The organism is Gottfriedia acidiceleris (assembly GCF_036421055.1).
Classification (GTDB): Bacteria; Bacillota; Bacilli; order Bacillales; family Bacillaceae_G; genus Gottfriedia; species Gottfriedia acidiceleris_C.
In genome coordinates this window covers 132811-157952 of sequence record NZ_JAZGQS010000009.1, presented here as the reverse complement: position 1 = coordinate 157952, position 25142 = coordinate 132811, and the positions used below count along the sequence as shown (strand labels likewise).

General features: G+C 31.0%; 21 protein-coding genes. 4 read left to right on the top strand and 17 right to left on the bottom strand.

Translation table 11 applies throughout. The features are described from left to right. Positions 1 to 185: 185 nt before the first annotated feature. Complete coding sequence (locus RAH41_RS15340; protein WP_331223665.1) at positions 186 to 2414, top strand: alpha-galactosidase; 2229 nt, start codon at positions 186 to 188, stop codon at positions 2412 to 2414. 161 nt (positions 2415 to 2575) lie between these two features. Here RAH41_RS15340 and RAH41_RS15335 read toward each other — a convergent pair whose 3' ends face one another. Next, positions 2576 to 3058, bottom strand: a complete 483-nt coding sequence (locus RAH41_RS15335) for a glutathione peroxidase (RefSeq protein ID WP_331223664.1) — start codon at positions 3056 to 3058, stop codon at positions 2576 to 2578. 166 nt (positions 3059 to 3224) lie between these two features. On the opposite strand from RAH41_RS15335, the gene RAH41_RS15330 reads away from it, so the two are divergent. Then, positions 3225 to 4169 (top strand): MBL fold metallo-hydrolase, encoded by a 945-nt coding sequence (locus tag RAH41_RS15330; RefSeq protein ID WP_331223663.1) that lies wholly within the window; start codon positions 3225 to 3227, stop codon positions 4167 to 4169. A 30-nt stretch (positions 4170 to 4199) separates the two neighbouring features. Here RAH41_RS15330 and RAH41_RS15325 read toward each other — a convergent pair whose 3' ends face one another. From RAH41_RS15325 to RAH41_RS15305, 5 genes are all read right to left on the bottom strand, one after another. Continuing rightward, positions 4200 to 5432 carry a DEAD/DEAH box helicase gene (locus RAH41_RS15325; RefSeq protein WP_331223662.1) on the bottom strand — a complete coding sequence of 411 codons (1233 nt, stop codon included), beginning with the start codon at positions 5430 to 5432 and terminating at the stop codon, positions 4200 to 4202. Beyond that, positions 5433 to 5960 carry a hypothetical protein gene (locus RAH41_RS15320; protein ID WP_331223661.1) on the bottom strand — a complete coding sequence of 176 codons (528 nt, stop codon included), beginning with the start codon at positions 5958 to 5960 and terminating at the stop codon, positions 5433 to 5435. Positions 5961 to 6085: 125 nt separating this feature from the next. Further along, positions 6086 to 7960, bottom strand: a complete 1875-nt coding sequence (locus RAH41_RS15315) for an ABC transporter ATP-binding protein (protein WP_419471612.1) — start codon at positions 7958 to 7960, stop codon at positions 6086 to 6088. After that, complete coding sequence (locus tag RAH41_RS15310) at positions 7957 to 10191, bottom strand: ABC transporter ATP-binding protein (RefSeq protein ID WP_331223660.1); 2235 nt, start codon at positions 10189 to 10191, stop codon at positions 7957 to 7959. Before RAH41_RS15310 ends, RAH41_RS15315 begins: the two co-directional genes overlap by 4 nt. Positions 10192 to 10291: 100 nt before the next feature. Further along, positions 10292 to 11971, bottom strand: a complete 1680-nt coding sequence (locus tag RAH41_RS15305; protein WP_331223658.1) for a formate--tetrahydrofolate ligase — start codon at positions 11969 to 11971, stop codon at positions 10292 to 10294. A gap of 183 nt (positions 11972 to 12154) precedes the next feature. Between RAH41_RS15305 and RAH41_RS15300 the strand changes: the two genes are divergently transcribed. Further along, positions 12155 to 12508, top strand: a complete 354-nt coding sequence (locus RAH41_RS15300; protein WP_097979382.1) for a permease — start codon at positions 12155 to 12157, stop codon at positions 12506 to 12508. A gap of 163 nt (positions 12509 to 12671) precedes the next feature. Here RAH41_RS15300 and RAH41_RS15295 read toward each other — a convergent pair whose 3' ends face one another. The 11 genes from RAH41_RS15295 to RAH41_RS15245 form a co-directional block, all read right to left on the bottom strand. Next, a complete protein-coding gene (locus tag RAH41_RS15295; RefSeq protein ID WP_331223656.1) occupies positions 12672 to 13442 on the bottom strand; it encodes an oxalate:formate antiporter in 771 nt (256 codons plus the stop codon). 142 nt (positions 13443 to 13584) lie between these two features. Then, entirely contained in the window at positions 13585 to 13968 is a 384-nt protein-coding gene (locus tag RAH41_RS15290) for a DUF3888 domain-containing protein (RefSeq protein ID WP_331223654.1), read from the bottom strand. Positions 13969 to 14139: 171 nt separating this feature from the next. Beyond that, the gene (gene spoIIP / locus RAH41_RS15285; RefSeq protein ID WP_331223652.1) at positions 14140 to 15267 is read right to left on the bottom strand and encodes a stage II sporulation protein P; all 1128 of its coding nucleotides are present in this window, start codon (positions 15265 to 15267) and stop codon (positions 14140 to 14142) included. A gap of 223 nt (positions 15268 to 15490) precedes the next feature. After that, positions 15491 to 15931 (bottom strand): hypothetical protein, encoded by a 441-nt coding sequence (locus RAH41_RS15280; protein ID WP_331223651.1) that lies wholly within the window; start codon positions 15929 to 15931, stop codon positions 15491 to 15493. Positions 15932 to 16149: 218 nt separating this feature from the next. Next, the gene (locus RAH41_RS15275) at positions 16150 to 17022 is read right to left on the bottom strand and encodes a TIGR03943 family putative permease subunit (RefSeq protein ID WP_331223649.1); all 873 of its coding nucleotides are present in this window, start codon (positions 17020 to 17022) and stop codon (positions 16150 to 16152) included. A gap of 12 nt (positions 17023 to 17034) precedes the next feature. Next, complete coding sequence (locus tag RAH41_RS15270) at positions 17035 to 17916, bottom strand: permease (protein WP_331223647.1); 882 nt, start codon at positions 17914 to 17916, stop codon at positions 17035 to 17037. 69 nt (positions 17917 to 17985) lie between these two features. After that, positions 17986 to 18927, bottom strand: a complete 942-nt coding sequence (locus RAH41_RS15265) for a magnesium transporter CorA family protein (protein ID WP_331223646.1) — start codon at positions 18925 to 18927, stop codon at positions 17986 to 17988. Positions 18928 to 19113: 186 nt separating this feature from the next. Beyond that, on the bottom strand, positions 19114 to 19299 hold the full coding sequence (locus RAH41_RS15260; protein ID WP_331223645.1) for a hypothetical protein: 186 nt from the start codon (positions 19297 to 19299) through the stop codon (positions 19114 to 19116). A gap of 70 nt (positions 19300 to 19369) precedes the next feature. Continuing rightward, positions 19370 to 20020 (bottom strand): DedA family protein, encoded by a 651-nt coding sequence (locus RAH41_RS15255; protein WP_331223644.1) that lies wholly within the window; start codon positions 20018 to 20020, stop codon positions 19370 to 19372. A gap of 106 nt (positions 20021 to 20126) precedes the next feature. Then, the gene (locus RAH41_RS15250) at positions 20127 to 21761 is read right to left on the bottom strand and encodes a peptide ABC transporter substrate-binding protein (protein WP_331223643.1); all 1635 of its coding nucleotides are present in this window, start codon (positions 21759 to 21761) and stop codon (positions 20127 to 20129) included. 504 nt (positions 21762 to 22265) lie between these two features. Further along, positions 22266 to 23897: a peptide ABC transporter substrate-binding protein gene (locus tag RAH41_RS15245; RefSeq protein ID WP_331223642.1), complete on the bottom strand. Its 1632-nt coding sequence runs from the start codon at positions 23895 to 23897 to the stop codon at positions 22266 to 22268. Between the two features lie 388 nt (positions 23898 to 24285). Here RAH41_RS15245 and pssA point away from each other — a divergent pair, with 388 nt between their 5' ends. After that, positions 24286 to 25020, top strand: coding sequence for a CDP-diacylglycerol--serine O-phosphatidyltransferase (pssA, locus tag RAH41_RS15240; protein ID WP_331223641.1), 735 nt, complete (start codon positions 24286 to 24288; stop codon positions 25018 to 25020). The last annotated feature ends 122 nt before the right edge of the window (positions 25021 to 25142 follow it).

The following is a 25142-nucleotide window of genomic DNA, read 5'->3' as shown; positions in this document are numbered from 1 at the left end:
ATATTAAAATTCTTTTCTGAAAATCAGATGAAAATTTGACTAAAATTTCATTTAAATTTTCTCAATTATTTTCAATCAGTAAAAAATATTAATTTTATAATGTGCATAAAAATTTGATTAGACTAATTTCTTTAATAGTATAAAAGTTTTTAGAAGTAATTAAATCATGTACTAGAGGTGCAATCATGCTGATTTTTGTGGATGACGAACAAAAAAAGTTTCATCTAACAAACGGAAGAATTAGTTATGTATTTTATGTCATGAAAAATGGTCATCTTGGGTCTTTGTATTTCGGAAAAGCGATTGACATTCATTCAAATTTTGCGTATATCCAAAATGATAATTCTTCTACAACATATACTTCTTATTATTATGCTGATCGATCAATAAGTCTTGAAACAATCAGACAGGAATTTCCTGTATATGGCACTTCTGACTATCGTGAACCGGCATTAAGTATTCGTCAGTTAAACGGTAGTCATATTACTAATTTTATCTATAAATATTATACAATTACAAAAGGGAAACCTATTTTACAAGGTTTACCTGCCACTTATACAAACAATGAAGAAGAGGCTGAAACAATACAGATTGTACTAGAAGATTCAACCCTTAAAGCTGTGCTTGTAATTTCCTATACAATATTTAAGGATTTATCTGTTATTACTAGAAGTGCATATATTTGTAACCAAGGAATTGAACCATTTTATTTAGAGCGATTTATGAGTGCTTCGATTGATTTTCCTGACCATGATTTTAATATGATTCAACTAAGTGGTGCATGGTCTAGAGAGAGACATATAATGGAACGACAGTTAGTAATGGGTACACAGGGCATATCGAGTTTACGTGGTTCCAGTTCCCATCAACATAATCCATTTCTTGCCTTTAAAAGAAAAGAGACTACAGAAAATCTTGGTGAAGTATTTGGTTTTAATTTAGTTTATAGCTCAAATTTTATTGCTCAAGCTGAAGTTGATCATTACGATACGACTCGAATTACGATGGGAATACATCCGTTTCGTTTCACTTGGAAATTATCTGAAAACGAACACTTTCAATCCCCTGAAGTAGTGATGGTATATTCTGATCAAGGTATGAACGGAATGAGTCAAACTTATCACGATTTATATCGAAACAACCTAATTCGTGGTAAGTGGAAAAATAATGAACGACCTATTCTAATAAACAATTGGGAAGCCACTTATTTCAACTTTAATCAAGAATCCTTACTTCAAATCGCTAGAGTTGCAAAAAAGCTTGGGATTGAATTATTTGTATTAGATGATGGATGGTTTGGTAACCGAAATAATGCTACTAGCTCTCTTGGCGATTGGTATTCAAATACCGAAAAATTCCCTAAAGGAATAAATAATTTTGCTAATAAAATTAAAGAGTTAGGTTTAAAGTTTGGTCTTTGGTTTGAGCCTGAAATGGTTAGTCAAAATAGTAATTTATTTAAAAATCATCCAGATTGGATTATTTGTACACCTAATCGACAAGTTTCTTTAGGAAGGCATCAATTAGTGTTAGATTTCTCAAGAAAGGATGTTGTCGATTACATCTATAAAAAAATGGCAGACGTTATAAAAAATACAAATTTAGACTATATAAAATGGGATATGAATCGAAATATTACTGAGGCTTATTCTAAGAAGTTAGCTAATGATCAGCAAGATGAATTTTTTCATCGGTATATTTTAGGTGTGTATGAATTATACGAACGACTAGTAAGTGATTTTCCAAATGTGTTATTTGAATCATGTGCTGGCGGTGGTGGTCGATTTGATCCTGGCTTATTGTTTTATGCACCACAAGCATGGGCTAGTGATAATACAGACCCTATTGAACGTTTAAAGATTCAATACGGTACCTCATTACCATACCCAATTTCTAGTATCGGATCACATGTATCAGCATCACCTAATCATCAAACATTTCGTAATACCCCATTATCAATTAGAGCCGATGTCGCTTTCTTTGGAACATTTGGTTATGAATTAAATCCTTTGATACTTACTGAAAAAGAAAAGTCAGAAATTAAATCGCAAATACAATTTTACAAACATCACCGATCATTAATTATGAAAGGAGATTTTTATCGGTTACTTGATCCTTTTAAGGAAAACGAAGTAGCTTGGATGGTAATAAGCAAAAACAAAAATGAAGCCATTATAGGTTGGTACAAAATATTAGCAAGTCCAAATCCAGTAAAGTACCAGACTTTAAAACTAACAGGTTTAAATCCCAATAAGAAATATTTACTAAACAATACGAATCTTACTTTTTATGGAAACGAGTTAATGGAAAACGGAATCCCTTTACCACTCGAATTTAATGGTGCCAATAAAAAAATTGCAAAACGAGCAGGCGATTTCCAATCTTGTATCTTTCATCTCGTTTGCCCTGATTAAATGTACGAATCTCGGCCTTAATGTACTACGATGAAGTTTGTAAAAGTTGAACTATTGACCAATCAAAACGCTTGTCTTTTGTGGGGCAAATCTTTTCAGATGTCCGATAAATACAAGCGTTTTTAAATGGTCTTTACACCATTCAACATTAAAGAAGGTTCTTAAGCTTTCAATAATTTCTCAATGGTCGATCTCATCTCTTGAGGATTTGTTTGAGGAGCAAATCGTTCAATGACTTCACCATTTTTATCAATAATAAATTTAGTAAAATTCCATTTTATTGATTTTAACCCCATAATACCAGGAGCTTTTGAGCTTAAATATTTAAATAGTGGATCTGCTTTATCACCATTTACATCAATTTTTCCGAAAATAGGGAATGTTACACCAAAATTTAATTCACAAAAACTTTGAATTTCTTCATTTGAACCTGGTTCCTGATTCATAAATTGATTACATGGAAAACCAAGAATTTCTAGTCCATCTTCTTTATATTCTTCATATAATGCTTGTAAATCTTTATATTGAGGAGTATATCCACATGCACTTGCAGTATTTACAACAATCATTACTTTATCTTTATATTTTGAAAGAGATACATCTTGGCCCTTGCTATCTTTTACTTCAAAATCATAAATACTCATTTCACATTCCTCCTACTTCCTTATATTGTTAATAGTAATTATTTTCCATCAAAAAGTCTATTGTAATTACAATTTTTTGAAAAAAACCTTCAATCCTATTAGTATTTACATTATAGTTTAATTAAACTAATTTCTTTACCTTTTAACCAAAGAATGGAGGTATAGTATGCAAGATTTAGGTTTTAATACATATTTAATTGATTTATATGATTTATCGTTTCAGGAACGAACTGGTAGCTATATTATATTAGATGAAGATATTACAATCATTGAAACAAGTGCTAGTCCTTCCCACGAGTATTTATTACAAGGATTAAAAGAGCTTCAAATTTCATTTGACAAAATTAAAAATGTTATCGTAACACATATTCATTTAGATCATTCAGGTGGCGCAGGCTTACTAATGGAAAAATGCCCTAATGCAACTCTATTTGTTCATCTAAAGGGAGCTAGGCATTTAGAAGATCCGACAAAATTAATTTCGAGTGCAAAACAAGTTTATGGTGATGATTTTGATCGTTTATTTAATCCAATTCTACCAATTGAATCTACTAGAATTTATCAGGTAGCCGATGGTGAGGAGCTTGTTATTGGTAAAAATCGTAAATTAACATTTTTACATACTCCTGGTCATGCTAATCACCATATTTCAATTTTCGATTCTTCTAGTAAATATATGTATACAGGAGATACATTAGGTATCTATTATCCACAACTTCAAAAGGATATAGGTACGTTTATTTTACCATCTACATCGCCTAATCAATTTTCATATGAAGCAACGTTAAGTTCATCTAGAAAAATTCAAAAGTATAACCCAGATGCGATTTGCTTCGGTCATTATGGTTTAACTAAAGATACAAATTTCGTATATGAGTCTTTAAAACTATATTTAGATCGTTTTATCAAGCTAACTGCTTCCACGATTGAAAATAATCAAGAAAAACCTTTTTATGAGAAAAGCAGGATTCTCTCAGCAGCACTATACAATGAAGTAAAGGATGATCTTCAAAGTAAGAATATAGATGAGAATCACCCAGTTTTCCAAATTATTAAGTTAGATTTGGAAGTTTCAGCTATGGGATTAGTTCTGGCTATGGATCAAAATTAAAAAACTTCAGCCATTAGGCTGAAGTTTTTATTATTTCTTAATTTTTTTTATTGGTTTATTTTTGCTTGAAACAGGTTTTTTATGTTGATTTGTAACTGGTTTCGTTCTTTTTTCATTTGAATGATTTTCGTTCACTTGTTTTTCTTTCATTTCGACTTTTTGTATCTCACCGTGTGATACGGTTAACTGTTCAAAAAACAATTTTTGCGTTCCTCTTAAGCTAAATAAATTCTTTTTCTCACGAGGTGTTACCAAATTTATGACAGTACCTTGTTTACCCATTCTACCTACACGGCCACTTCGATGTGTATATTGTTCAACTTTTTCAGGTACATCAAGTGTTATGACATATGGTAACTCTTGTAAATCGATACCTCGTGCTGCTACGTCAGTTGAAAATAGTAAAGTAGTTTTACCTATTTGAAGCTCTTTTAAAACTCGACTTCTTTCCATTTTCCCTAGCTTTGAATGCAGTACCGCTGTTTTAATTCCTCTAAAATTTAATTTAGAAGCGTATCCTTCAAGTTTAAATGGATCATTACTAAATACGATTGCTTTCATATTTTGAACAGAAGCAATTCTTCTAAGTAATTCTAGCTTCTCTCTTTCTTCACAAGGAATAAAACCATGAATAATATTTCCTTCCAAGCTTTGTTCAATCGAAATTTCTTTTAGATTTGAACTTGTTTCCTTTGCAAATTGCATTGCCCCCGGTGTAATTGTTGCAGATAAAAATACTAGTTGGCGATCTTTCATCGTTGCTTTGACAATTTGCGGTAAATCTTTTTGATCATCCGTTTTTAATAATTCATCTACTTCATCAAAAACAATTGTTTTAACACAATGCATTTTTAATTTTTTCTGTTTAATTAATTGTGAGATTCGCCCCGGTGAACCAACGATAATTTTAGGCTTCTGTTTTAATTTTTCAATCTGACGTTTTATATCAGCTCCACCAACAATTGAAGCCACTTTTATATTTGTATTTTGTGTATAGTCTTGAACAACTTGAAAAATTTGCATTACAAGTTCTCGAGTTGGGGCCATAATAATAATTTGAGGATTTTCTTCCAATTCGTTCACTTTATTAATTAAAGGTAAAACATATGCAAGAGTCTTACCAGTACCAGTTGGAGATTGTGCTATGACATCATTCCCATCTAAAATCGCTGGGATTGCTTCCTCTTGGACTGCTGTCCATTTCGTAATATTATTTGCTTTTATTTTTAAGATTGTTTGTTCTGCTAATTGAAAATGTTCCATTTAAATCTCCTTTAATATTTGCTCATCGTACCATTGTAACATTATTTCTGTAATCTGTATCAATTCTTCTATTAGATCAAAGTCATCTTCGGTCATTTTATTTTGAAATTTTATGTTTACAGACGATTCAATGATATTTTTATCTAAAATAGAGTGTTTAATGTTATAAAATGGAGTGAATTGCTCATTTGTCTTATTTTGAAATAAAAGTAGACTTCTTTGAATGGTTTCGATTTCTAATGGTTTTGGAAAGGAAAAATCAATTTCAATATAACATCCTACTTCAGTATTTCCATTAATTAATTCATTATATAAATCACTAGCTGATGTACTCATTGAAAATGTGCAACTTGTTGTCTTAGTCGACTTGTTTAATTTTTTAAATCGAATGGAGAATAATCGATCCATTTTGGAAAGATTAACATAGTCATTTCGATCAGTGATTTCATATTCTCCATCTAAATCTTTGTCATATAAAAGCCCTTCTACTATAACCTTCATATTATCAAAAGCGGTCGGATCAAACATTATCTAAACTCCTTTAATCAATAGATTCCTAAGTTCGCTTATTTACTATTATCTACCATAATAAACGAACCACACAAAAAATAATCCGATAAAATTATTTTAATTCAATTTTATCGGATTATTTTTTATTTTATTATCTCAAATTGGCTATTATAAAGATTTGTGTAGAAACCTTCTTTTTCCATTAATTCCTTATGCGTACCTTGTTCAATAATATCGCCATCCTTCATACAAAGAATTAAATCTGCATTTCGAATCGTCGAAAGGCGATGCGCAATCACAAAACTCGTTCTTCCTACCATTAAATTGTCCATTGCTTTTTGAATGAGTGCTTCAGTTCTCGTATCAACACTACTTGTTGCTTCATCTAAAATTAATATTTGAGGATCTGCCAAAATTGCACGAGCAATCGTGATTAGCTGCTTTTGACCTTGGGATATATTATTCACTTCTTCGTTAAGTATCATGTTGTATCCATCAGGCAAAGCTCTTATAAAGTGATCAGATTGAGCAGAAATAGATGCATTTGTTACTTCTTCATCCGTTGCATTAAGTCTACCAAAACGGATATTATCTGCAATCGTACCATTAAATAGCCAAGTATCTTGCAGAACCATTCCAAATAATGATCTAAGTTCATCCCTTTTAAAATTCTTTATGTTATGTCCACCGATTGTGATTTCCCCACTACTAACATCGTAAAACCGCATGATTAAATTTACAATTGTTGATTTACCAGCTCCAGTTGGCCCAACAATTGCAATTTTTTGGCCAGGTTTAACGACTAAATTAAAATCATGAATAATCATTTTTTCAGGTGTATAACCAAAAGCAACATGATTGAAGCGAACATCACTTGTCAATTCATTAGGCTTAATTGATATTGCATCTGTCACTTCAGGTACTTCTTCTTTCTCTTCTAAAAATTCAAATACTCTTTCTGCAGCAGCTGCTGTTTGTTGAAGTATATTTGAAATATTAGCAATTTGTGAAATTGGTTGCGTAAACGAACGAACATACTGAATGAAAGCTTGAATTCCCCCAACAGTCATTGATCCATTTGCTGTAAAATATCCACCTAATATACAAATCGCAACATAGCCAATGTTCCCAATAAAACCAGTAATTGGAATCATCAGTCCCGATAGAAAATTCGCTCTCCATGCCGATTTATATAACTCGTCATTATACTCACTAAAAGCTCTTGTAGATTCTTCTTCACCACTAAATGCTTTTACTAAAACATGATTTCCTAACATTTCTTCTACGTGTCCATTTACTTTCCCTAAATATCTTTGCTGGTTAATAAAATGTTTCTGAGATTTTTTAACGATCATCATGACAAATACCATTGATAGAGGCAATATGCATAGCGCAACTAACGTGAGTTGCCAGCTGATCGAAATCATCATAATTGTTATACCAATAATCGAAGTAATCGATGTAATGATTTGTGTTAAACTTTGGTTTAATGTTTGATTAATTGTTTCAACATCATTCGTTATTCTAGAAAGAACTTCACCGTGACTAGTCTGATCAAAATAGCTTAAAGGTAATTTATGAATTTTATCATTTATATCACTTCGAAGCTTAAAAGTTACCTTCATCGTAACACCACTCATTACGTAGCCTTGAAGATAAGCAAAAAGTGAGCTTAATAAATATAAACCAATTAGCCATAAACCAATTACACTTATTTTTCCAAAGTTAATTTTTCCACTTCCGCTTATTTGTTTCATGACACCGGAAAAAATTTCATCTGTCGCTTTACCAAGAATTTTTGGTCCTAGTATCGTAAAAACAGTTGAAATAATTGCTAGTACAAAGACAAAAACGATGGTCTTTTTGTGTGCACCTAAATAACTCATCAATTTTGCCATCGAACCTTTAAAATCTTTTGCCTTTTGACCTGGTGCCATTGGGATATTTCTTCCAAACATTTGACCGGGCCCGCGTCCACTGCCATGATTATTAAAAGTATTTTTATTAGAATTGCTCATGCTAATTCCTCCTTGGATAACTGCGATGAAGCAATTTCTAAGTATTCAGGGCAATTTTTCAGAAGTTCTTTATGAGTACCTTGGCCTACAATCCTGCCATTATCTAAAACAACAATATGCTCTGCATTCATGATCGTATTTACACGCTGGGCAATAATGATCATGGTAGATGATTTTATCTCTTCATTTAACGCTTTTCTTAGCGTAAAATCCGTCTTAAAATCAAGCGCGGAGAAACTATCATCAAAAATAAGAATTTCAGGTTTCCTTGCTAAAGCCCGAGCAATCGAAATTCTTTGTTTTTGACCACCTGAAACATTATCTCCACCTTGAGAAATTTCAGCATTAAATTCCCCTTCTTTTTGAGAGATAAATTCACTAGCCTGAGCGATTTGGGCTACTCTTTTCATTTCTTCATCAGAAATATTTTTATTTCCGTATTTTAAATTAGAAGCAATTGTCCCTGTTAGTAAAAATCCTTTTTGAGGTACATACCCTATTTTAGTACGTAAATCCTTTTGCTTTACTTCCCTTAAATCTACACCATCAACTAAGACTTCCCCTTTTGTAACATCATAAAAACGTAATATTAAATTTGCAATTGTTGATTTTCCCGAACCAGTTGGACCAATAATGGCAGTTGTTTGTCCAGGTTTTGCAACAAACGAAATATTATTAAGAACATCATTTTCAGCACCTTCATATCGGAAAGAAACATTTTTAAATTCTACAAATCCTTTTTTATCTACTTCAAAATTTTTATTTAGTTCTGGATCAATAATTGATACATTTGTAGATAATACTTCTGAAATACGAGCAGAAGAAACAGCAGCTCTAGGGACAAGGATAAACATGATCGAAATCATTAAAAATGCTGTAATGATTTGCATTGCATATTGCATAAATGCAATCATATCACCAACTTGCATGTTTGATTTAGCAATTTGATGTGCACCTACCCAAATGATTAATAGTGATGAACCATTCATAATTAACATCATTGAAGGCATCATCATTGTCATGATTCGATTGACAAATAAATTCGTTTTCGTTAATTCGCTGTTTACCTCTTGGAATCTCATTTTTTCATGTGAAGCATTTCCAAAAGCTCTAATAACCATCAATCCTGTTAAATTTTCTCTTGAAACTAGGTTTAACTTATCAATTAGCTTCTGAATCAATTTGAACTTTGGAATAGCCACTGTCATGATTACCATAATTAAAGAAAGTAGAATGATAACAGCTAATGCAATAATCCAGCTCATCGAAGCAGATTTGTTAATTGCCATTATAATTCCGCCAATTCCCATTATTGGTGCATAACAAAGCATTCGAATCCCCATCATTAAAAGGGTTTGAATTTGCATTACATCATTTGTACATCTTGTAATTAGAGATGCTGTTGAAAATTTATCAAATTCATTGTTTGAAAAGCTTTCAATTTTTTTGAAAACATCTTTACGTAAATTCCTAGCGACTCCAGAGGCAATTCTTGAGGACAAGAAGCTGACTAAGACTGTTGCTATTCCTCCAAGTAAAGCAATCACAATCATAATCAATCCAATTTTAACGATATATAAACTTCCTATTTTATGTAAATTTACACCTAATTCAGTATAAAATGCTTTCGTCATCATAATCCCACTTTGGTTTAGTAAGGTTTTATCCAATGATATTGCTTTATTATGGGCATTTATTATCGCATTTTTGGGAAGTTTATCAAACATTGGTTGTAACTCATATAGCTTTGTTAAATTAATCTTATTTGAACGTGGCGTACTACTAGTTCGTGCATGACTTACTTTTCCAGTGGCTTTTTCTTGGATAATATTTAATAACGTCCAAGTGGAAGTACCAAATGATTGATCAAGTTGTTTTTCATTTGTCATATTTAATTTTTTCTTTACGTATATGTTGTTACCTGCCTTTTTGTAAATACTTATGTATGTTTTTCCTTTTGAATTTTTATCATTTGAGGATTTTAAATCATAATTTTTAAATATTATTTCTTTTTCCTGATCTGTCATAAAGGTAGTCATTAGTTTCATACCTTTTTGACTAATTGCTTCTGGAGCAACATGCAATATACCATTTTGCTGAATACCATTGTTTACAATTTCGGACATATAGTTAGGTAAGTTCAAATCACACATGGCCTGACCAAATAAAAATAATATAGCTAAAATTATACTTGTACTAAATGCTTTTAAATACTTAGCTAACTTGATCAAATGAGTATCTCCCCTAATAAGAAGTTTTTTAAACACTAAATATACTGAAAAAACTCGCATCAAATGCGAGTATGTTTTTTAGTATGAGTTAGTAAGTTAGTTAAAACAATCCTTTTGGACGGCCAAGTTCATCTACGTCCATATTTAATGCAGCCGGTTTTTTCGGTAAACCTGGCATTGTCATTACGTTACCTGTTAGTGCAACAATAAAACCTGCACCAATTGATGCTTTAAGTTCTCTTATTTCTACTTTAAAACCAGAAGGTCTTCCAACTAAACTTGGTTGGTCTGATAACGAATATTGGGATTTTGCCATACAAATTGGTAGGTTGCCCCATCCATTCTCATTGAATTCCAAAATTTGTTTTTTTGCTTTAGGAGAAATATTCACTCCGTCTGCACCATAAACTTCTTTTGCAATTTTTTCTATTTTATTTTCAATTGAATCTGATAATTCATATAAATAATTAAATTTTTCTTTAGGATTTTTTAACAAACTAACAAGAGATTCAGCTAGCTCTACGCCACCTTTACCTCCATGTTCCCAAACCTCTGTTAAGACGATCTTAATTTCGTTATCTTGTCCCCATTGTTTTAATACACTTATTTCTTCTTCTGAGTCAGTAATAAATTTATTAATTGCTACAACAACAGGTACGTTAAATTTACGAACTGTTTCCACATGCTTTTCAAGATTTTGAATGCCATCTTTCACTGCTAAAGCGTTTTCATTAGTCAATTCATTTTTATTTACTCCACCATGCATTTTTAATGCTCTAATAGTTGCAACTATTACGACTGCATCAGGTGTAACCCCTAAAGCTCTAGTTTTGATATTTAAGAATTTTTCTGCTCCTAAATCTGCACCAAAACCAGCTTCCGTTACAACATAATCCCCTAATTTCATAGCCATTTTCGTTGCAATAACACTGTTACAACCATGAGCAATATTAGCAAATGGGCCACCATGTATAATTGCTGGAGTGTGTTCAATAGTTTGTACAAGATTTGGTTTAATCGCATCTTTTAGTAATAATGCTAACGCACCTTCTACTTTTAAATCTCCAACAGTTACCGGAGTTTTATGTATAGTATAGGCAACAACAATTCGTTTAAGTCTTTCTTTTAAGTCCTGAATTGATGTCGCTAAACAAAGAACCGCCATGATTTCAGAAGCAACCGTTATATCAAACCCATCTTCTCTTGGAACCCCACCAGATGGACCACCTAAACCTACAACGACATTTCTTAAAGCACGATCATTTAAATCGACTACTCTCTTCCAAGAAATTCTACGCACATCAATTTCTAGTTCATTACCTTGATGGATATGATTGTCAATAAATGCTGCTAAAGCATTATTCGTCGTAGTGATTGCATGAATATCACCGTTAAAATGCAAATTTATATCATCCATCGGTAAAACTTGAGAATAGCCTCCTCCAGTTGCACCGCCTTTTACTCCCATTGTTGGACCTAACGAAGGTTCGCGCAATGCTACAATTGCATTTTTGCCGATTTGGTGGAAAGCTTGTGCAAGCCCAACAGTGACCGTTGATTTACCTTCACCAGCAGGAGTAGGATTTATCGAAGTAACTAAGATTAATTTTCCATCTTGATTTTCTTTTAATCGATCTAAAATTGATAATGACAATTTAGCTTTATAATGCCCATAGTTTTCAACTTCTTCATCAAAAAGATTTAAATTATCTGCAATTTCGGTTATTTTTTTCATTTCTGATTCAAAAGCAATTTCTAAATCTGACTTAACTTGACTCATTCAATCATCTCCAATTGCACTTCATTATAATCAAAATTATAGCACAATTTTACAAATTATTCATTTTTAAAAATTCAAAATTCTTTCAACAGATCATTTAAAATTACTAATACTTTCTACTTATCAATGGAATACAAAGTCACATACTAATGATAAGGCATTAAATGAGAGGAGTGTAATGAAATGTATCGTCATAAAAAGCATAAAGAACATAAACGTAATCACAATTTACCAAAGGATCAAAACGAAGAATATAGTGCAGAGTTTTATCCCACAAGGAATGTGTTTTATTCGGAAACAACTTCAGATAAATCACATGCTTCAGGAATTGTAATTGGATACGTAGCTCTATTTTTTTCACTATTTTCGTTATTTTTAATGCCTGTTTTATTTGGAATCGTCGGAATTGCACTTGGAATATACTCTGTCACTAAAGGCCATTCTACTTTAGGATATACAGCAATTGGATTTGGATTATTTTCTGTAATAGTAACTATTTTCTATAATTTACTAATTGTCCTAAGTGCAATTCTGTAAGAATAGATTAAAAAAAAGACCTTTAAGGTCCTTTCAGAATTTTACACACTGAAAGAACCTTAAAGGTCCATTTAAATTTTCCGCAAAATTTCACTACTCATTGTTCATCAATAACAATTGGTATCTTAATATAACATAACAAATCGAAAGACATTCAATTTCATTAAACATGAACGACAGACCATTCGTCATCTTTCTTTGAATAAGTTAAATTTGCGATATGATTTGTCAGGTCGCGATATTCTTCAACATTTTCCAAAATTTCATCTACACCAGAATAAAAATCAACTCGGAAAATAGGGATTTCGATTACTTTTCTATTTTCAACTCTCTCACTTAAATCAATGATTAATCCATCCTCCATTAAAGGATATAATGTCAACATTAATTTAATATTGATTGGAGTAATTTGTTTTGAACGATTAAATATATTTAAACTTCTTCTTTGAAGTTGTGTAATTTTATAAGATATGACATTACAAAGCATAAAAATAAAGTCATTAGTTCGTTTATAATAAACTTTTTGATACATTCCATCACTTATATTCATATAAGCAAAAGAATTGTTTAATCTTGGTATAAAGGGCTTTTGTAAAGGTTCTTTTTTGTGAGCAAGATAGAGTAATTCTGCAATTTCTTTAGGCTCCAGCTCATCTAAATCTGCTAATTCTTCAAAATCGATCCAACATAAGTCATCGTGTTCACTATGCTCTAATATAAATTGATTAATATATTCCCTTTCAACATAATAAAAAGAGGAATTTAAATTAAATTCGGACCATTGAATATCGTGTTTTAGCAAAAGAATGTTTTGAAGAGGAAAAGGAAGTCCTTGAACAAACTCTTTATAATTTATACCTGATGTTATAAAGCAATGATTATGGTTATCACCATAAATATAGATTATCTCCTTTATTGAATCAATTCCCGCCAACGATATTGCCACCTTTAATTTTTTTCTCTATCATATCATACTTTATACTAAATTTATCATCAAAAATGATAAATTTAATTCTTTTTACCTAATATATTTTTACATTTTTTACCAAAATTTTGCATCTCAAACTAAAATTTTTTTATACAGGGGGCCTACATAAAGATGTAGTTTTTGTTTGAATTGGTTCTTTTGTAACAGAGCGAATACTCCATTCACCGTCATCATTTGAAAAGTTAAATTTAACAAGAGTAAAAGGTGGTTGTTGATCTTGTTTATATGCAATTAATTGAATTGTTGCTCCAAATACGTATGTACCATTATATTTCTTTTTTATATTTGTTATTGTTGCACAGTTATATTGTTCTCCTGGACCGAACATTTTATATAAGCGGTTATTTATACTAGGAAAAAGGATTGACAACACTGCATCTTCTAATACTTCATTTTGTACTGCAAATGTATTTGCCGGTTTTGATGTCGCAATTAAGCACATTAATAGTATGATAATTAATCCTCTTTTCATATCTAATCCTCCATCTTAATGTTTTAACAAATTACTCAGTATCTATTCTTTACAATTTACTGATTGTTATGAAAGAGAGTTTAAATGAACTGGGGTAGGAATTTAATGGAATAAAAAAAGAAGACCATGAAATGTTTTTTTTTCGTGGTCTTCTTTTTTCTTTTAACTACGCTATTGATGATCCCAATAGTATTTACTCAGGATATCTGAGAGCAAGTCAATTGTTCTATAAAGTTCTGGTAATGTATTATCGACCCCACCTACTTCAATTAATATAGAGTGTGGTGATAAATCTTGGTTATACACGCCATTTCCTTGTTTATAGTTTTTACTAAATATTCCTCTCGTTAAACCTTTGTTAAATTTCATAATTTCATTATTTAAATCTTTAGCTAATGCTAAATTTTTTCTATAATTTTTGTTTTCTACCCCAACGATAAAGTAAAGCTTTGCGTATTTTTGCCCATTTATCTCAGTAGTTGTCACATTTTTTCTTTGGTCATCACGATGTATGTCAATAAGATAATTTAAATCTTGATCTTGAGAAAGCGCATCTTGTACAACCAATCTAGACATTTTATATGAACTTCCCCAATTCCAATTCCTTTTCGTTAATTCAGCCCCTATATTTGTTTTATCGTCAATCGCACCGATTCCATTTGCTTCTAAATTCTTTTTCAATCGTTCTCCTAATAAACTAACATTTACTTTTGGAGAAGAAGCTTGATTTGGCGACTTTGCACCTGGGATTAAAGGTAAAAATGATTCCCAGCTATGTGTGTGATAAATAAAAAAGACATCTTTTCCATTTGTAGTTTTTGTAGGTGGATTTGTTGGATTTTTAATTGGTTCATTCACTGGATCTTTAACAGTTGGATTTTGGTTAATTTCGTCAAGAGTTAAGCTTGATTCTATTGGAAGATTCGTAAAATCAATACCTTCTCCAGCAACTAAAATATTATTTTCGAATTTTGTCATACTAGATATTTCATGTACTAATAAACTTTTTGGATCATACAGTCTAATATTTGTTATAAATGAAAAAAGTATATTACCGATAGGTTGTCCATTTTTAGTAGAATCGTCACCAACCTTAAAATGACCATTTTCATATTCAAACGCTTTAATAAATCCTTCATAGCTCATTTTTTCAAACCATTGATGCACATAATATGATTTCGCATTTTTCATAGAAGTTACAAATAAACTCGCTAACAAAAATAATAAGACAATGCCTACAAAGACACTTGCCGTTACACGTTTAAGATTAATTGATTTTATATAGATTGATTGTCTCATTAAATCACCTCTAATAAAACGTATGTACAAGCCCTAAAAAATAGAATGAAAAAATTATTAAATACTTTTAATTAAAGTCTACTTATTTAAAAAGAGGTTTTAGTGGAACTTAACTCATTTATACTTTTTTAGAAATTAGATTACTAAAAAAAGAGATGTCGTAAAAGACACCTCATAAAAAAGTTCATAATTCAATTAGTGTAAAAGCTCTTTTTTAAATAAATTACATATTATTATTATTGTTGCAACGATTAAATGCTGTGAACGGATTTGCAACGCAACTATTTCTTGCAGCTTCTAATTGAGTTTCACAAAATGAGCTTGTTGCTGGCGATACCATACTGTTATTCATATTTCTATTTCTATTTCTTCTACATCCACCGCGTCTATTATTACTCATATTTCTGTTTTCATTTCTGTTTTCATTTCGGCTATCGTTTCTGTTTTCATTTCTGTTTGAATGACTATTATGCATATTTTCACTCATAAATCTGCCATTGTCATTATGCATACTTTCACTCATTACTCTGTGATGGTCATTATTTCTATGGCAATCACATTCATTACAAGGTCTACGAACTTCAACAAACTCTCTCATATCTCTTACTGGTGATACTTCTTCTCTTTCTTCTCTTCTACGATTGCAACCACAAAATCCCCACATTTAAGAACACCTCTATAATTATTTATTGTACATTTATAACATACGTAGAAATTTAGATATTGAATGTGTACATGTCTAGATATGAACAAGTTTTTTATATAATTTTTCTATTTTTAATGTCATTTCGGTAAATGTAAATTTAAAAACAGTCATTTTTATAAGAATTTAATAATTGTTTATCCTAACAGTATAAAAAAAATGAGCCATTTAGGCTCATTTTACTTGTTACGGTATACATACGCATCTTTTGGTGGTTGAATTTCCTTAATATTAGTGACGTCTAAATAAGGAATGTTTACTTTAAATGGTTGATAGTACATTTGTTGTATTTTACCAGTAGCTTCAATCCATTGATCATTTTTTAACGTTTGTCCATCAGGCAAATCAATTAGCACACCATATACACCAGAATCGGCAACACAGTGGATAATTCCAAATCTAAATAAGAAAACCTGATTTTTTTTCAATCCCTTCTCATGATAGATAAAGCCTTTATAGGTTAATTGCTTTCCTAAATATTTCCCTGGCTCATCATATAAAACTTCCATTCCTTTAAGAAAGTCATAATCATTTAGGACAATGCTTTTTTTATTTATATATTCTTTTGATTCTTGTTTAATTAATTTTTGATATCCTTCTTGCCCATAGTAGATACTCAAATCAGGCTTTAAATACTGCCTTTGCATAAAAGGATCATTATTACCCGGTTCTGAAACAGGGAAATGGAATCCTTTTGCTTGTACAATCGTAGAATCCAATGTTGCAACAGGTAAAAATATACCTGTAAACAATGGAAAGATGAAAACTAAGCCATTTAAAAACTTTTTAAAACCTTTTGCTTCTTTATGAACATGTCCATGTACACAAGTATGATCACAACTATGATCATGGTCGTGGCTATGGTTTTCATCTTCATCATGACTAGTTCTTAACGTATGAATTACTTGAATTAAAGTTAGAAATGCAAATAATATCCCAGCTGTCAGAGATAAATAAGAGTATTTCATATTAATATATTTTGAGATCGTACCCTTAATATGCAATTGCATTAAAAAAAAGGTAAATCCTAATAGTACATATGCTCTTGCCATATTGATTCTCCCTTAAATGAATAATGTTGTGAAAAACGTTAATACAATAACTAATCCAATAATAATGAATACATATCGACTTTTGAAATGTTGGAATAACATTAATGTATTTTTAATATCGATCATTGGACCAATAACCATAAACGCAACGATTGAGTTTAAAGAAAACGTACTTTGAAATGATGATGCTACGAATGCATCAGCCTCAGAACATAGAGATAAAATAAAAGCTAATGCCATCATTACTAGAATACTAGCAACTTGTCCATTTCCTATATGCATTAACGTTGAAGTTGGAATATATGTTTGTACGAATGCTGCAATAAATGCGCCTAAAATTAAAAACTTACCCATGGAGAAAAATTCTTCTATAGCATGTACACAAACACTCCATAATTTTTTCCTAGCAGGAATTGAATGATCAACTGGAATTGTAACTAGATCGTGTTTTAAAGGATTCTCGATTTTTAAATAGGATAAAACAATTCCTATTATATAAGCAATTATCATAGCAGTCCCTGCACGATAAATAACCATTTCAATATTATTACCAAATGCAATAAATGTTGCAAACAGTACAATTGGGTTAATGATTGGCCCTGTTAACATAAACGCCACGGCTACATAGTGTGGCACACCTTTTTTTATTAGCCTACTTACAATTGGTACAATTCCGCACTCACAACCTGGGAAAATAAATCCCAATAAAATAGCGACTAATACTGCTTTATATCTATTCTTAGGTATTAATTTATATAACATTTCTTCCGTAATAAATATTTGAATAATCCCCGATATAAATACACCAATTAAAATAAATGGCAATGCTTCTACTACAATCGAAATAAAGATCGTATTCATTTGTAGAAATGAATGATAAAAATTCGTACTCATACTCTCTCTCCCATGTACTTTAAAAAATGAAAACTCACAAAACCTCCGAATGACCGGCGGCTTTGTGAGTTAAAAGTACCTTTTTTTCCAAAATATTAGTGCAATTGTTGTTGATAATATTGCAGATATGCCAATTACAATTGGAAACGCATGTGGTATATTTGCTAATGGAATATGATCAACGTTCATCCCATAAAAACTTGAAACCATTGTTGGGATTGATAAAATAATAGTAATAGAAGTTAAAAATTTCATTACAATATTTAAATTATTTGAGATAACTGAAGCAAAAGTATTCATCATTCCACTTAAGATATTACTATATACTTCTGCCATCTCTATTGCCTGTTTATTTTCGATAATTACATCCTCTAATAAATCTTCATCATCTTCATACATTTTTAATATATTCCCTTTAAGAATTTTTTGCATGACGATTTTATTCGATTTAAGTGAAGTAGTAAAATAAACAAGACTTTTTTCAAGGTTCAGCATTGTAAATAATTCTTGATTTCGCGTGGATTGATGTAATTCAACTTCAATTTCATTTGTTTTACGATTAATTTGTTTAAGATAACGTAAATAATATGATGATGTCGTGTGCAATAGTTGAAGTGCAAATCTAGTCTTTTTAAACGTAAAGAAACCTTTAACTTTTTGGTAAATAAATCGTTCAAAGATTGGATTTTCACTTAAACAGATTGTGACAAAAGTGCTGGATGAAATAATCATCCCGATTGGTATTGTATCAAAAATTGTGTGCCCATTATCATCATGAGCTACAATTGGTATATCAACAATAATTAGAGTGTGTTCCCCTTCAACCTCTATCCTTGAACGTTCTTCATCATCTAGTGGGTCTTTAATAAAATCTAAATCTAAGTCTAATTTTTGAACTAGATATTGAATTTCTTGTTCTGTTGGATTGATCGCATTGATCCAACAACCTTTCTCAATTACATCGACTTGATTTAGTTTCCCTTGTGCATCTGAAAGATAAAAATTTAGCATCTTAATTCACCTCTAATTCTAAAACAAAAACTACACAATAATAGCATACGAAACATTTTTATATGTTTCAACCTTTATTAAAAAGAAAGTCCATTTTCTAATAATCAAACGGTTAATGCAGCTATTGTAGTGAGCATTTATACTATTCACAAATAAAGAAAAAGGCCACTTATAGTGACCTATTTTTTAGTATCCGCTTTTATAAAAATAATACATATCACTTAATTGATCAATGTATTGATAAACTTCTAACTGACTTTGTAATTGCTCTTTTGTATGTAATGAATAATCTTCTGTATTCAATTGATTTTGAACATTTGAAAGAGTATTTGATAAATCAGATTTTAATGCATCATACGACATAGAATACATAAAATTCATCCTTCCAATTTGAAATTTATCATATTATATGTAATATAATGTAAAACAAATCATATTTATTTTATTTTCTACCTTTTCCTACTAATTTTTTTATTAAAAAATATACAACAAATAGTGCAATCGCTATAATGATTATCATAGGTGTATATGGCGCTAAAACAGATTTGGCAGTTTCCCAGTTTTCACCTAATTTCTCACCTATTTTGATAAATAGGATAGACCAAGGAATGATTGCAATAAGTGTATAAAGTGTAAATTTACTTATTGGCATTTTTGCTAATCCGGCTGGAATCGAAATAGCATGTCTAACAACAGGAATAAAACGAGCCGTAAACACTACTCCTACGCCATATTTAGAAAACCATTTTTCAGCTAAATCAAGATGATGCTTATTAATTAGAATATATTTACCATATTTTTCAATGATTGGTCTACCACCAAAATAACCTAACCAATATAAAAATAGCTGTGCAATCGTTCCCCCAATCACACCTGCTAGTAGAGCACCTGAAAAATTGATATGTCCTCCGGCTACAAGATAACCAGCATATGCTAAAACAATCTCACTCGGAATAACCTCTATCATTAATCCTAATGCTACCCCTAAATACCCTAATGAGGCAAAAAATTCTAATATTTGATGTATGATATTTGTCAATAGGATCCCCCTCTCAAAAACAACTTGTACTACAATGATAATACATAGCAACATTAAATATGTCAAAATAAAGAAATACACAGGTTAAAGTATCATTTCATAAAAAAAGGCTGTCCAAGTCAGTGACCTGACATTAGAACAGCCTTTTATCATTTATTAATTATTTAATTACAACGTTTTTGTAAGTGTAATCTGGTCCGAATGCATGCTCAATTAATCCAGTTACTTTTGGCTTCATAACGTACGCAATAGCACGTTGGTAAATTGGAAGAATTGCAGCATTGTCTTGTACTAAGATTTTCTCTGCTTTTAAGAATGCATCAGAACGTTTAGTTGGATCTAATAAGAATTCAGAACCAGCTTGTGAGATTAACTTATCATACTCTTTGTTAGAGAATCCCATTTGGTTGAATGGGCTTTGACTAGTCCACATATCGAAGTATGTCATTGGGTCTTTGTAGTCTGGACCCCATCCGCCGAATGAGATGTCATAATCTTTCTTAGTGTTTAAGTCTAATTGTTGTGCAAATGGAACTGATTTAATGTTAATTTTTAAACCTGGTAAGTTTTTAGTGAATTCACCTTGTAGGTACTCACTGATTTTTTTGTTTGTTTCAGTATCTGAACCTAATAATTCGATTGAAACATCTTTCTTACCGATTTCTTTTAATCCTTGTTCCCATAATGCTTTAGCATCAGCTGGATCGTATTTTACAAGTTTTCCAGAAGCATCACGGAAGTCTTTACCATTAGCATCTAAGAAGTTACTTGGAGCTAAACCGTATAAAGGTACTGAACCGTTATTTAAGATTACGCTAGTGATTGCTTCACGGTCAAATGCTTCATTTAAAGCTTTACGGATGTTCACGTTTTTAAGAGCTGGATTTTTCGATTCGTTTACACGTAAGAAGAATACAGTTGGCTCTTTAGTTGTTCCGTAGTCAGGGCTAGATTTATATTTGTCAACAAACTCTGCAGTTAAACCAGCACGGTCAACATCACCAGACTCATATAAGTTAACTCCAGTTTGTGGGTCTTTTACGATTTTAAAGTTGATTTCTTTTAGGCTTACGTCTTTAGCATCATAGTAGTCAGGGTTTTTAACTAACTTGTAGCTTTCATCATGTTTCCATTCTGATAATTCAAATGGACCATTGAAAATTAAATTAGATGCTTCTAAACCGTAGTTTTTACCTTGAGATTCAACATATTTTTGATTTAAAGGTAAGAATGTTGGGAAAGTTACTAAAGAATCAAAATATGGAATTGCTTTTGCTAATTTAACTTCTAAAGTTTTATCATCAACAGCTTTAACTCCTAATTGATCAACTGGTTTTTTACCAGTAGTAACATCTTCACCGTTTTGTAATACATTCAACATGAATGCATACTCAGATGCATTTTTAGGATCTGCAGCACGTTTCCAAGCATAAACGAAGTCTCCAGCAGTTACAGGCTCTCCATTAGACCATTTAGCATCACGTAAGTGGAATGTATAAGTTAAACCATCAGCTGATTTATCAAAAGATTCTGCGATACCAGGTTGTACAACATCATCTTTACCTAATGTGTTTAGACCTTCCATAATGTTACCTAAAACGTTGAAAGATTCAGCATCAGTACTAGTACTTGAATCTAAGCTTGGTAGTTCAGCTCCGCCTAGTAAGTTCAATACTTGTGGTTTTGCTTTTGCTGTTTCTTTTTTACCATCCTTTGAGTTATCTGAGTTACATGCAGTTAAAAGCATGCTCACAGCAACAGATAAAGATAGAAAATATGATACCTTCTTTTTCATTAGATTGCCTCCCCAAAATTAAACAATTAGACTTAAAAACTATTAAAATATTCAAACAATTTTTATTGTCGGAATAGTTAATAACCTTTAACTTAATTCTTATTTTACATACTTTTTTGAAAATATCAACAAAAAATCGACATTTTTTTCAAAAAAATTAATAAATTTAAATAAATCTTTACTTTCTTGTAATTAAAACCTACATTTTGAAGTCTTTTTTTGCATATTAAATCAAAACTATTAATAATTGCCCCAATTTCAGTAAATGATTAATGTTGGACAAATATGTATACTTTTTTTAAATAAAATGATATTATTCCATTTTAATTTTTTTCAAGTCCTAAATTAAAACGGTATCTAGCTAAAAAGTGATCCGTCTTGACACCCTTTAACATTCACTTTTAATTTCTGACTTGTTCACTTATAAAGAAAATATAATTATCAATCAAAACTAAATTTCTAAAAAAAGAGAAGGGTTGTCCCTTCTCTTTACAGTGTAAATTATTATTTTTCGTTAGATGCCCACTTGTAAGAGAAATCTCCGCCAAATTTGTGCGCAATAATCCCTTTAACTGAATCTTTTTGTAAATATGCACGGCCACGTTGGTAAATTGGTGAAATACCAGCCTCATCCATAATTACTTTTTCAGCTTCTACCATATCATCCCAACGTTTTTGAGGGTCTGCTTCTTTCTTAGCAGCAGCTACAAGCTCATCATATTTTGGATTGTTGTATGCCATTTCATTGAATGGACTGTTAGAGATGAACATATCAATGAATGTCATTGGATCTGGATAGTCCGGACCCCAACCTGAGAATGAGAAGTCGTAGTCTAATTTTTTCTCGTTATCGAGTTTGATCTCAAACGGTTGTGGAGCTACCGTAATTTTTAAACCAGGTAAATTCTTCTCAAGCTCACCAGCTACATACTCAGCAGCTTTTTTGCGAGTAGTATCATCATATGAAAGCATTTTTAACTCAAATGTATCTTTACCAAGTTCTTTCTTAGCTTCAGCCCATAACTTTTTAGCTTCTTCAACATTATATTTATTGAAATCGCCGTTATGGTCACGGAAGTCTTTAGAATCTGGGCCTTTTACCCACTCAGAAGGAACTAACCAATAAGCTGGTTTAGAACCATCATTTAAAATTGAAGATGTAATAGCTGATTTATCATAAGCTAAATCAAATGCTTTACGAGCTTTAGCATTTTTAAAGATTGGTAGTTTTTCATTGAAACGGAAGAATACTAAACGAGCATCTAATTGAGTTTTGTAATCAGGGTCATTTTTATATTTATCAACATACTCAGAATCAAGCATTACTTTATCAATATCGCCGTTTTCATATAAGTTAACTGCAGCTGAAGTATCTTTAACTACATTGTATTTGATTTCATCTAACTTAACCGAATCCTTGTCCCAATATTTTGGATTCTTCTTTAATGTAAAGCTTTGCTCATGCTTCCACTCACTTAATGTAAACGGACCATTATATAATTGAGTATTTGCTTCTAAACCATATTGAGTTCCTTTAGACTCAACCCACTTTTGGTTTTCTGGTAAGTATGTACCAAAAGTAGTTAATTGTAAGAAATAAGGAGTTGGTTGTTCTAGCGTTACTTGTAAAGTTTTATCATCTAGTGCTTTCACACCTAATTGGTCTTTTGGCATTTTACCATTAAAAATTGCTTCAGCATTTTTCACATAGTATAAAATGAATGAATATTCAGATGCAGTTTTTGGATCAACAGCACGTTGCCAACCATAAACGAAATCATTAGCAGTTACAGGCTCACCATTTGACCATTGTGTATCACGTAAATGGAATGTATATGTTAGACCATCTTTACTAACTTCAATCGAATCTTTTTTAGCAACTCCGTCTACTACTTCGTCACCTTCACCTAAACGAAGTAAACCTTCATTTACATTGTCTAAAACTTCAAATGACATTGAATCAGTAGTTTTTGCTGAATCCATTGAAGGAATCTCAGTAGTTGTAGTTAACCTTAACGTTTGCTTCTTTTCCTTCTGTGAGTTAGTTGCTGTCTTTTCTGTGTCTTTGCCACAAGCCGCTAGTACCGTACTTAGTACTAATAAACTTGAAACAGTTGTTGCTAATCTACGCTTCATTAGAGCACCTCCATATATTAGTGATTATTCATTTTATAATTTACTTATTTTTCTGAAAAATCACTTTTTACTTTTTCAATATACTACATATTTTTCAGAAAAAAAAGTATTTTTTTAATATTTAATTTATTTTTTATTAAATTCCCTCAAATTTTTAGTTCAAATATCATATTTTTTCTTAATTTTAGTGTAGTGCAATATGATTGTAATACTATTCACATATTTTTTCGGTGCAAAATACGACAATTTTCAATAGAATTTATGTCGATTGTACAAACATTTTATGAACTTAATTATTAGATTCCATTATTACTAAATTTTGGGTTATAATATATCTTATTGAATTTGAGCATATCTATTTTTTATATCAATTTTAGGAAGTGAATGTATGATAAGAAAAAGTATTCCAAACCTATTTACTCTAGGGAATTTATATTGTGGGTTTCTATCGATCGGCTTTGCGGCTAAAGGAGAATTTAGAAATGCCGCAATTCTTATTTTAATAGGAATGATGCTCGATAGTATGGACGGTCGAGTTGCTAGAGTTTTAGGAGTCCAATCACAATTAGGAAAAGAATTAGACTCTTTAGCTGATATAGTTACTTTTGGAGTTGCACCTTCTTATTTGGTATATTGTACACAATTTTCCACTGAAGGTATCCTTGGTCTTGGAATTGCTGGTTTATTCCCACTGTTTGGGGCATATAGATTAGCAAGATTTAATGTTACACCGATTTCAACATCTCTAAAATATTTTACTGGAGTTCCAATTACAGCAGCTGGTGGTCTTGTTGCCTTTTTAACATTATTCGGAAGTCGTATACCGCAAATAGTCATCATTACAGTTTTTGTTGCATTAGCATTCTTAATGGTTAGTAGAATAAAAATTCCAAGCTTTAAAGATATTCCCATTCCTAAATATGCTACAATTATTACCATTTTTTTAGGATACGCATTATATCTAGTATGGCATGCTAAAAAAGAACAGTGGCCATTCTTTATTTATATAGCAATTCCGCTTTACATCTTCTTTATTTTCTTTCAATTTTTTAAAAGTAAAAAGAAGCAATCAAATAATGAAAATAAGAAACCACGTAAATTCCGTTTAAAAAGAAAATCTTAATAAAAAGTATGTTTTGATGCATTGTTTCTCATCAAAGCATACTTTTTTTATAATTCTCCTCCTAAAAACCCCATTTTTCTTGCACATTAATCATTACTGTTCTATAATGACAAAGGATTAAA

Coding starts and splice junctions, on each gene's coding strand:
- spoIIP (WP_331223652.1), bottom strand. CDS start 15,267: ATGAGACAATCAATCTATATAAAATCAATTAATCTTAAACGTGTAACG.
- RAH41_RS15300 (WP_097979382.1), top strand. CDS start 12,155: ATGTATCGTCATAAAAAGCATAAAGAACATAAACGTAATCACAATTTA.
- RAH41_RS15315 (WP_419471612.1), bottom strand. CDS start 7,960: ATGAGCAATTCTAATAAAAATACTTTTAATAATCATGGCAGTGGACGC.
- RAH41_RS15320 (WP_331223661.1), bottom strand. CDS start 5,960: ATGTTTGATCCGACCGCTTTTGATAATATGAAGGTTATAGTAGAAGGG.
- RAH41_RS15335 (WP_331223664.1), bottom strand. CDS start 3,058: ATGAGTATTTATGATTTTGAAGTAAAAGATAGCAAGGGCCAAGATGTA.
- RAH41_RS15290 (WP_331223654.1), bottom strand. CDS start 13,968: ATGAAAAGAGGATTAATTATCATACTATTAATGTGCTTAATTGCGACA.
- RAH41_RS15305 (WP_331223658.1), bottom strand. CDS start 11,971: ATGAGTCAAGTTAAGTCAGATTTAGAAATTGCTTTTGAATCAGAAATG.
- RAH41_RS15340 (WP_331223665.1), top strand. CDS start 186: ATGCTGATTTTTGTGGATGACGAACAAAAAAAGTTTCATCTAACAAAC.
- pssA (WP_331223641.1), top strand. CDS start 24,286: ATGATAAGAAAAAGTATTCCAAACCTATTTACTCTAGGGAATTTATAT.
- RAH41_RS15255 (WP_331223644.1), bottom strand. CDS start 20,020: ATGTTGCTATGTATTATCATTGTAGTACAAGTTGTTTTTGAGAGGGGG.
- RAH41_RS15260 (WP_331223645.1), bottom strand. CDS start 19,299: ATGTATTCTATGTCGTATGATGCATTAAAATCTGATTTATCAAATACT.
- RAH41_RS15245 (WP_331223642.1), bottom strand. CDS start 23,897: ATGAAGCGTAGATTAGCAACAACTGTTTCAAGTTTATTAGTACTAAGT.
- RAH41_RS15270 (WP_331223647.1), bottom strand. CDS start 17,916: ATGAGTACGAATTTTTATCATTCATTTCTACAAATGAATACGATCTTT.
- RAH41_RS15250 (WP_331223643.1), bottom strand. CDS start 21,761: ATGAAAAAGAAGGTATCATATTTTCTATCTTTATCTGTTGCTGTGAGC.
- RAH41_RS15330 (WP_331223663.1), top strand. CDS start 3,225: ATGCAAGATTTAGGTTTTAATACATATTTAATTGATTTATATGATTTA.
- RAH41_RS15280 (WP_331223651.1), bottom strand. CDS start 15,931: ATGTGGGGATTTTGTGGTTGCAATCGTAGAAGAGAAGAAAGAGAAGAA.
- RAH41_RS15325 (WP_331223662.1), bottom strand. CDS start 5,432: ATGGAACATTTTCAATTAGCAGAACAAACAATCTTAAAAATAAAAGCA.
- RAH41_RS15265 (WP_331223646.1), bottom strand. CDS start 18,927: ATGCTAAATTTTTATCTTTCAGATGCACAAGGGAAACTAAATCAAGTC.
- RAH41_RS15275 (WP_331223649.1), bottom strand. CDS start 17,022: ATGGCAAGAGCATATGTACTATTAGGATTTACCTTTTTTTTAATGCAA.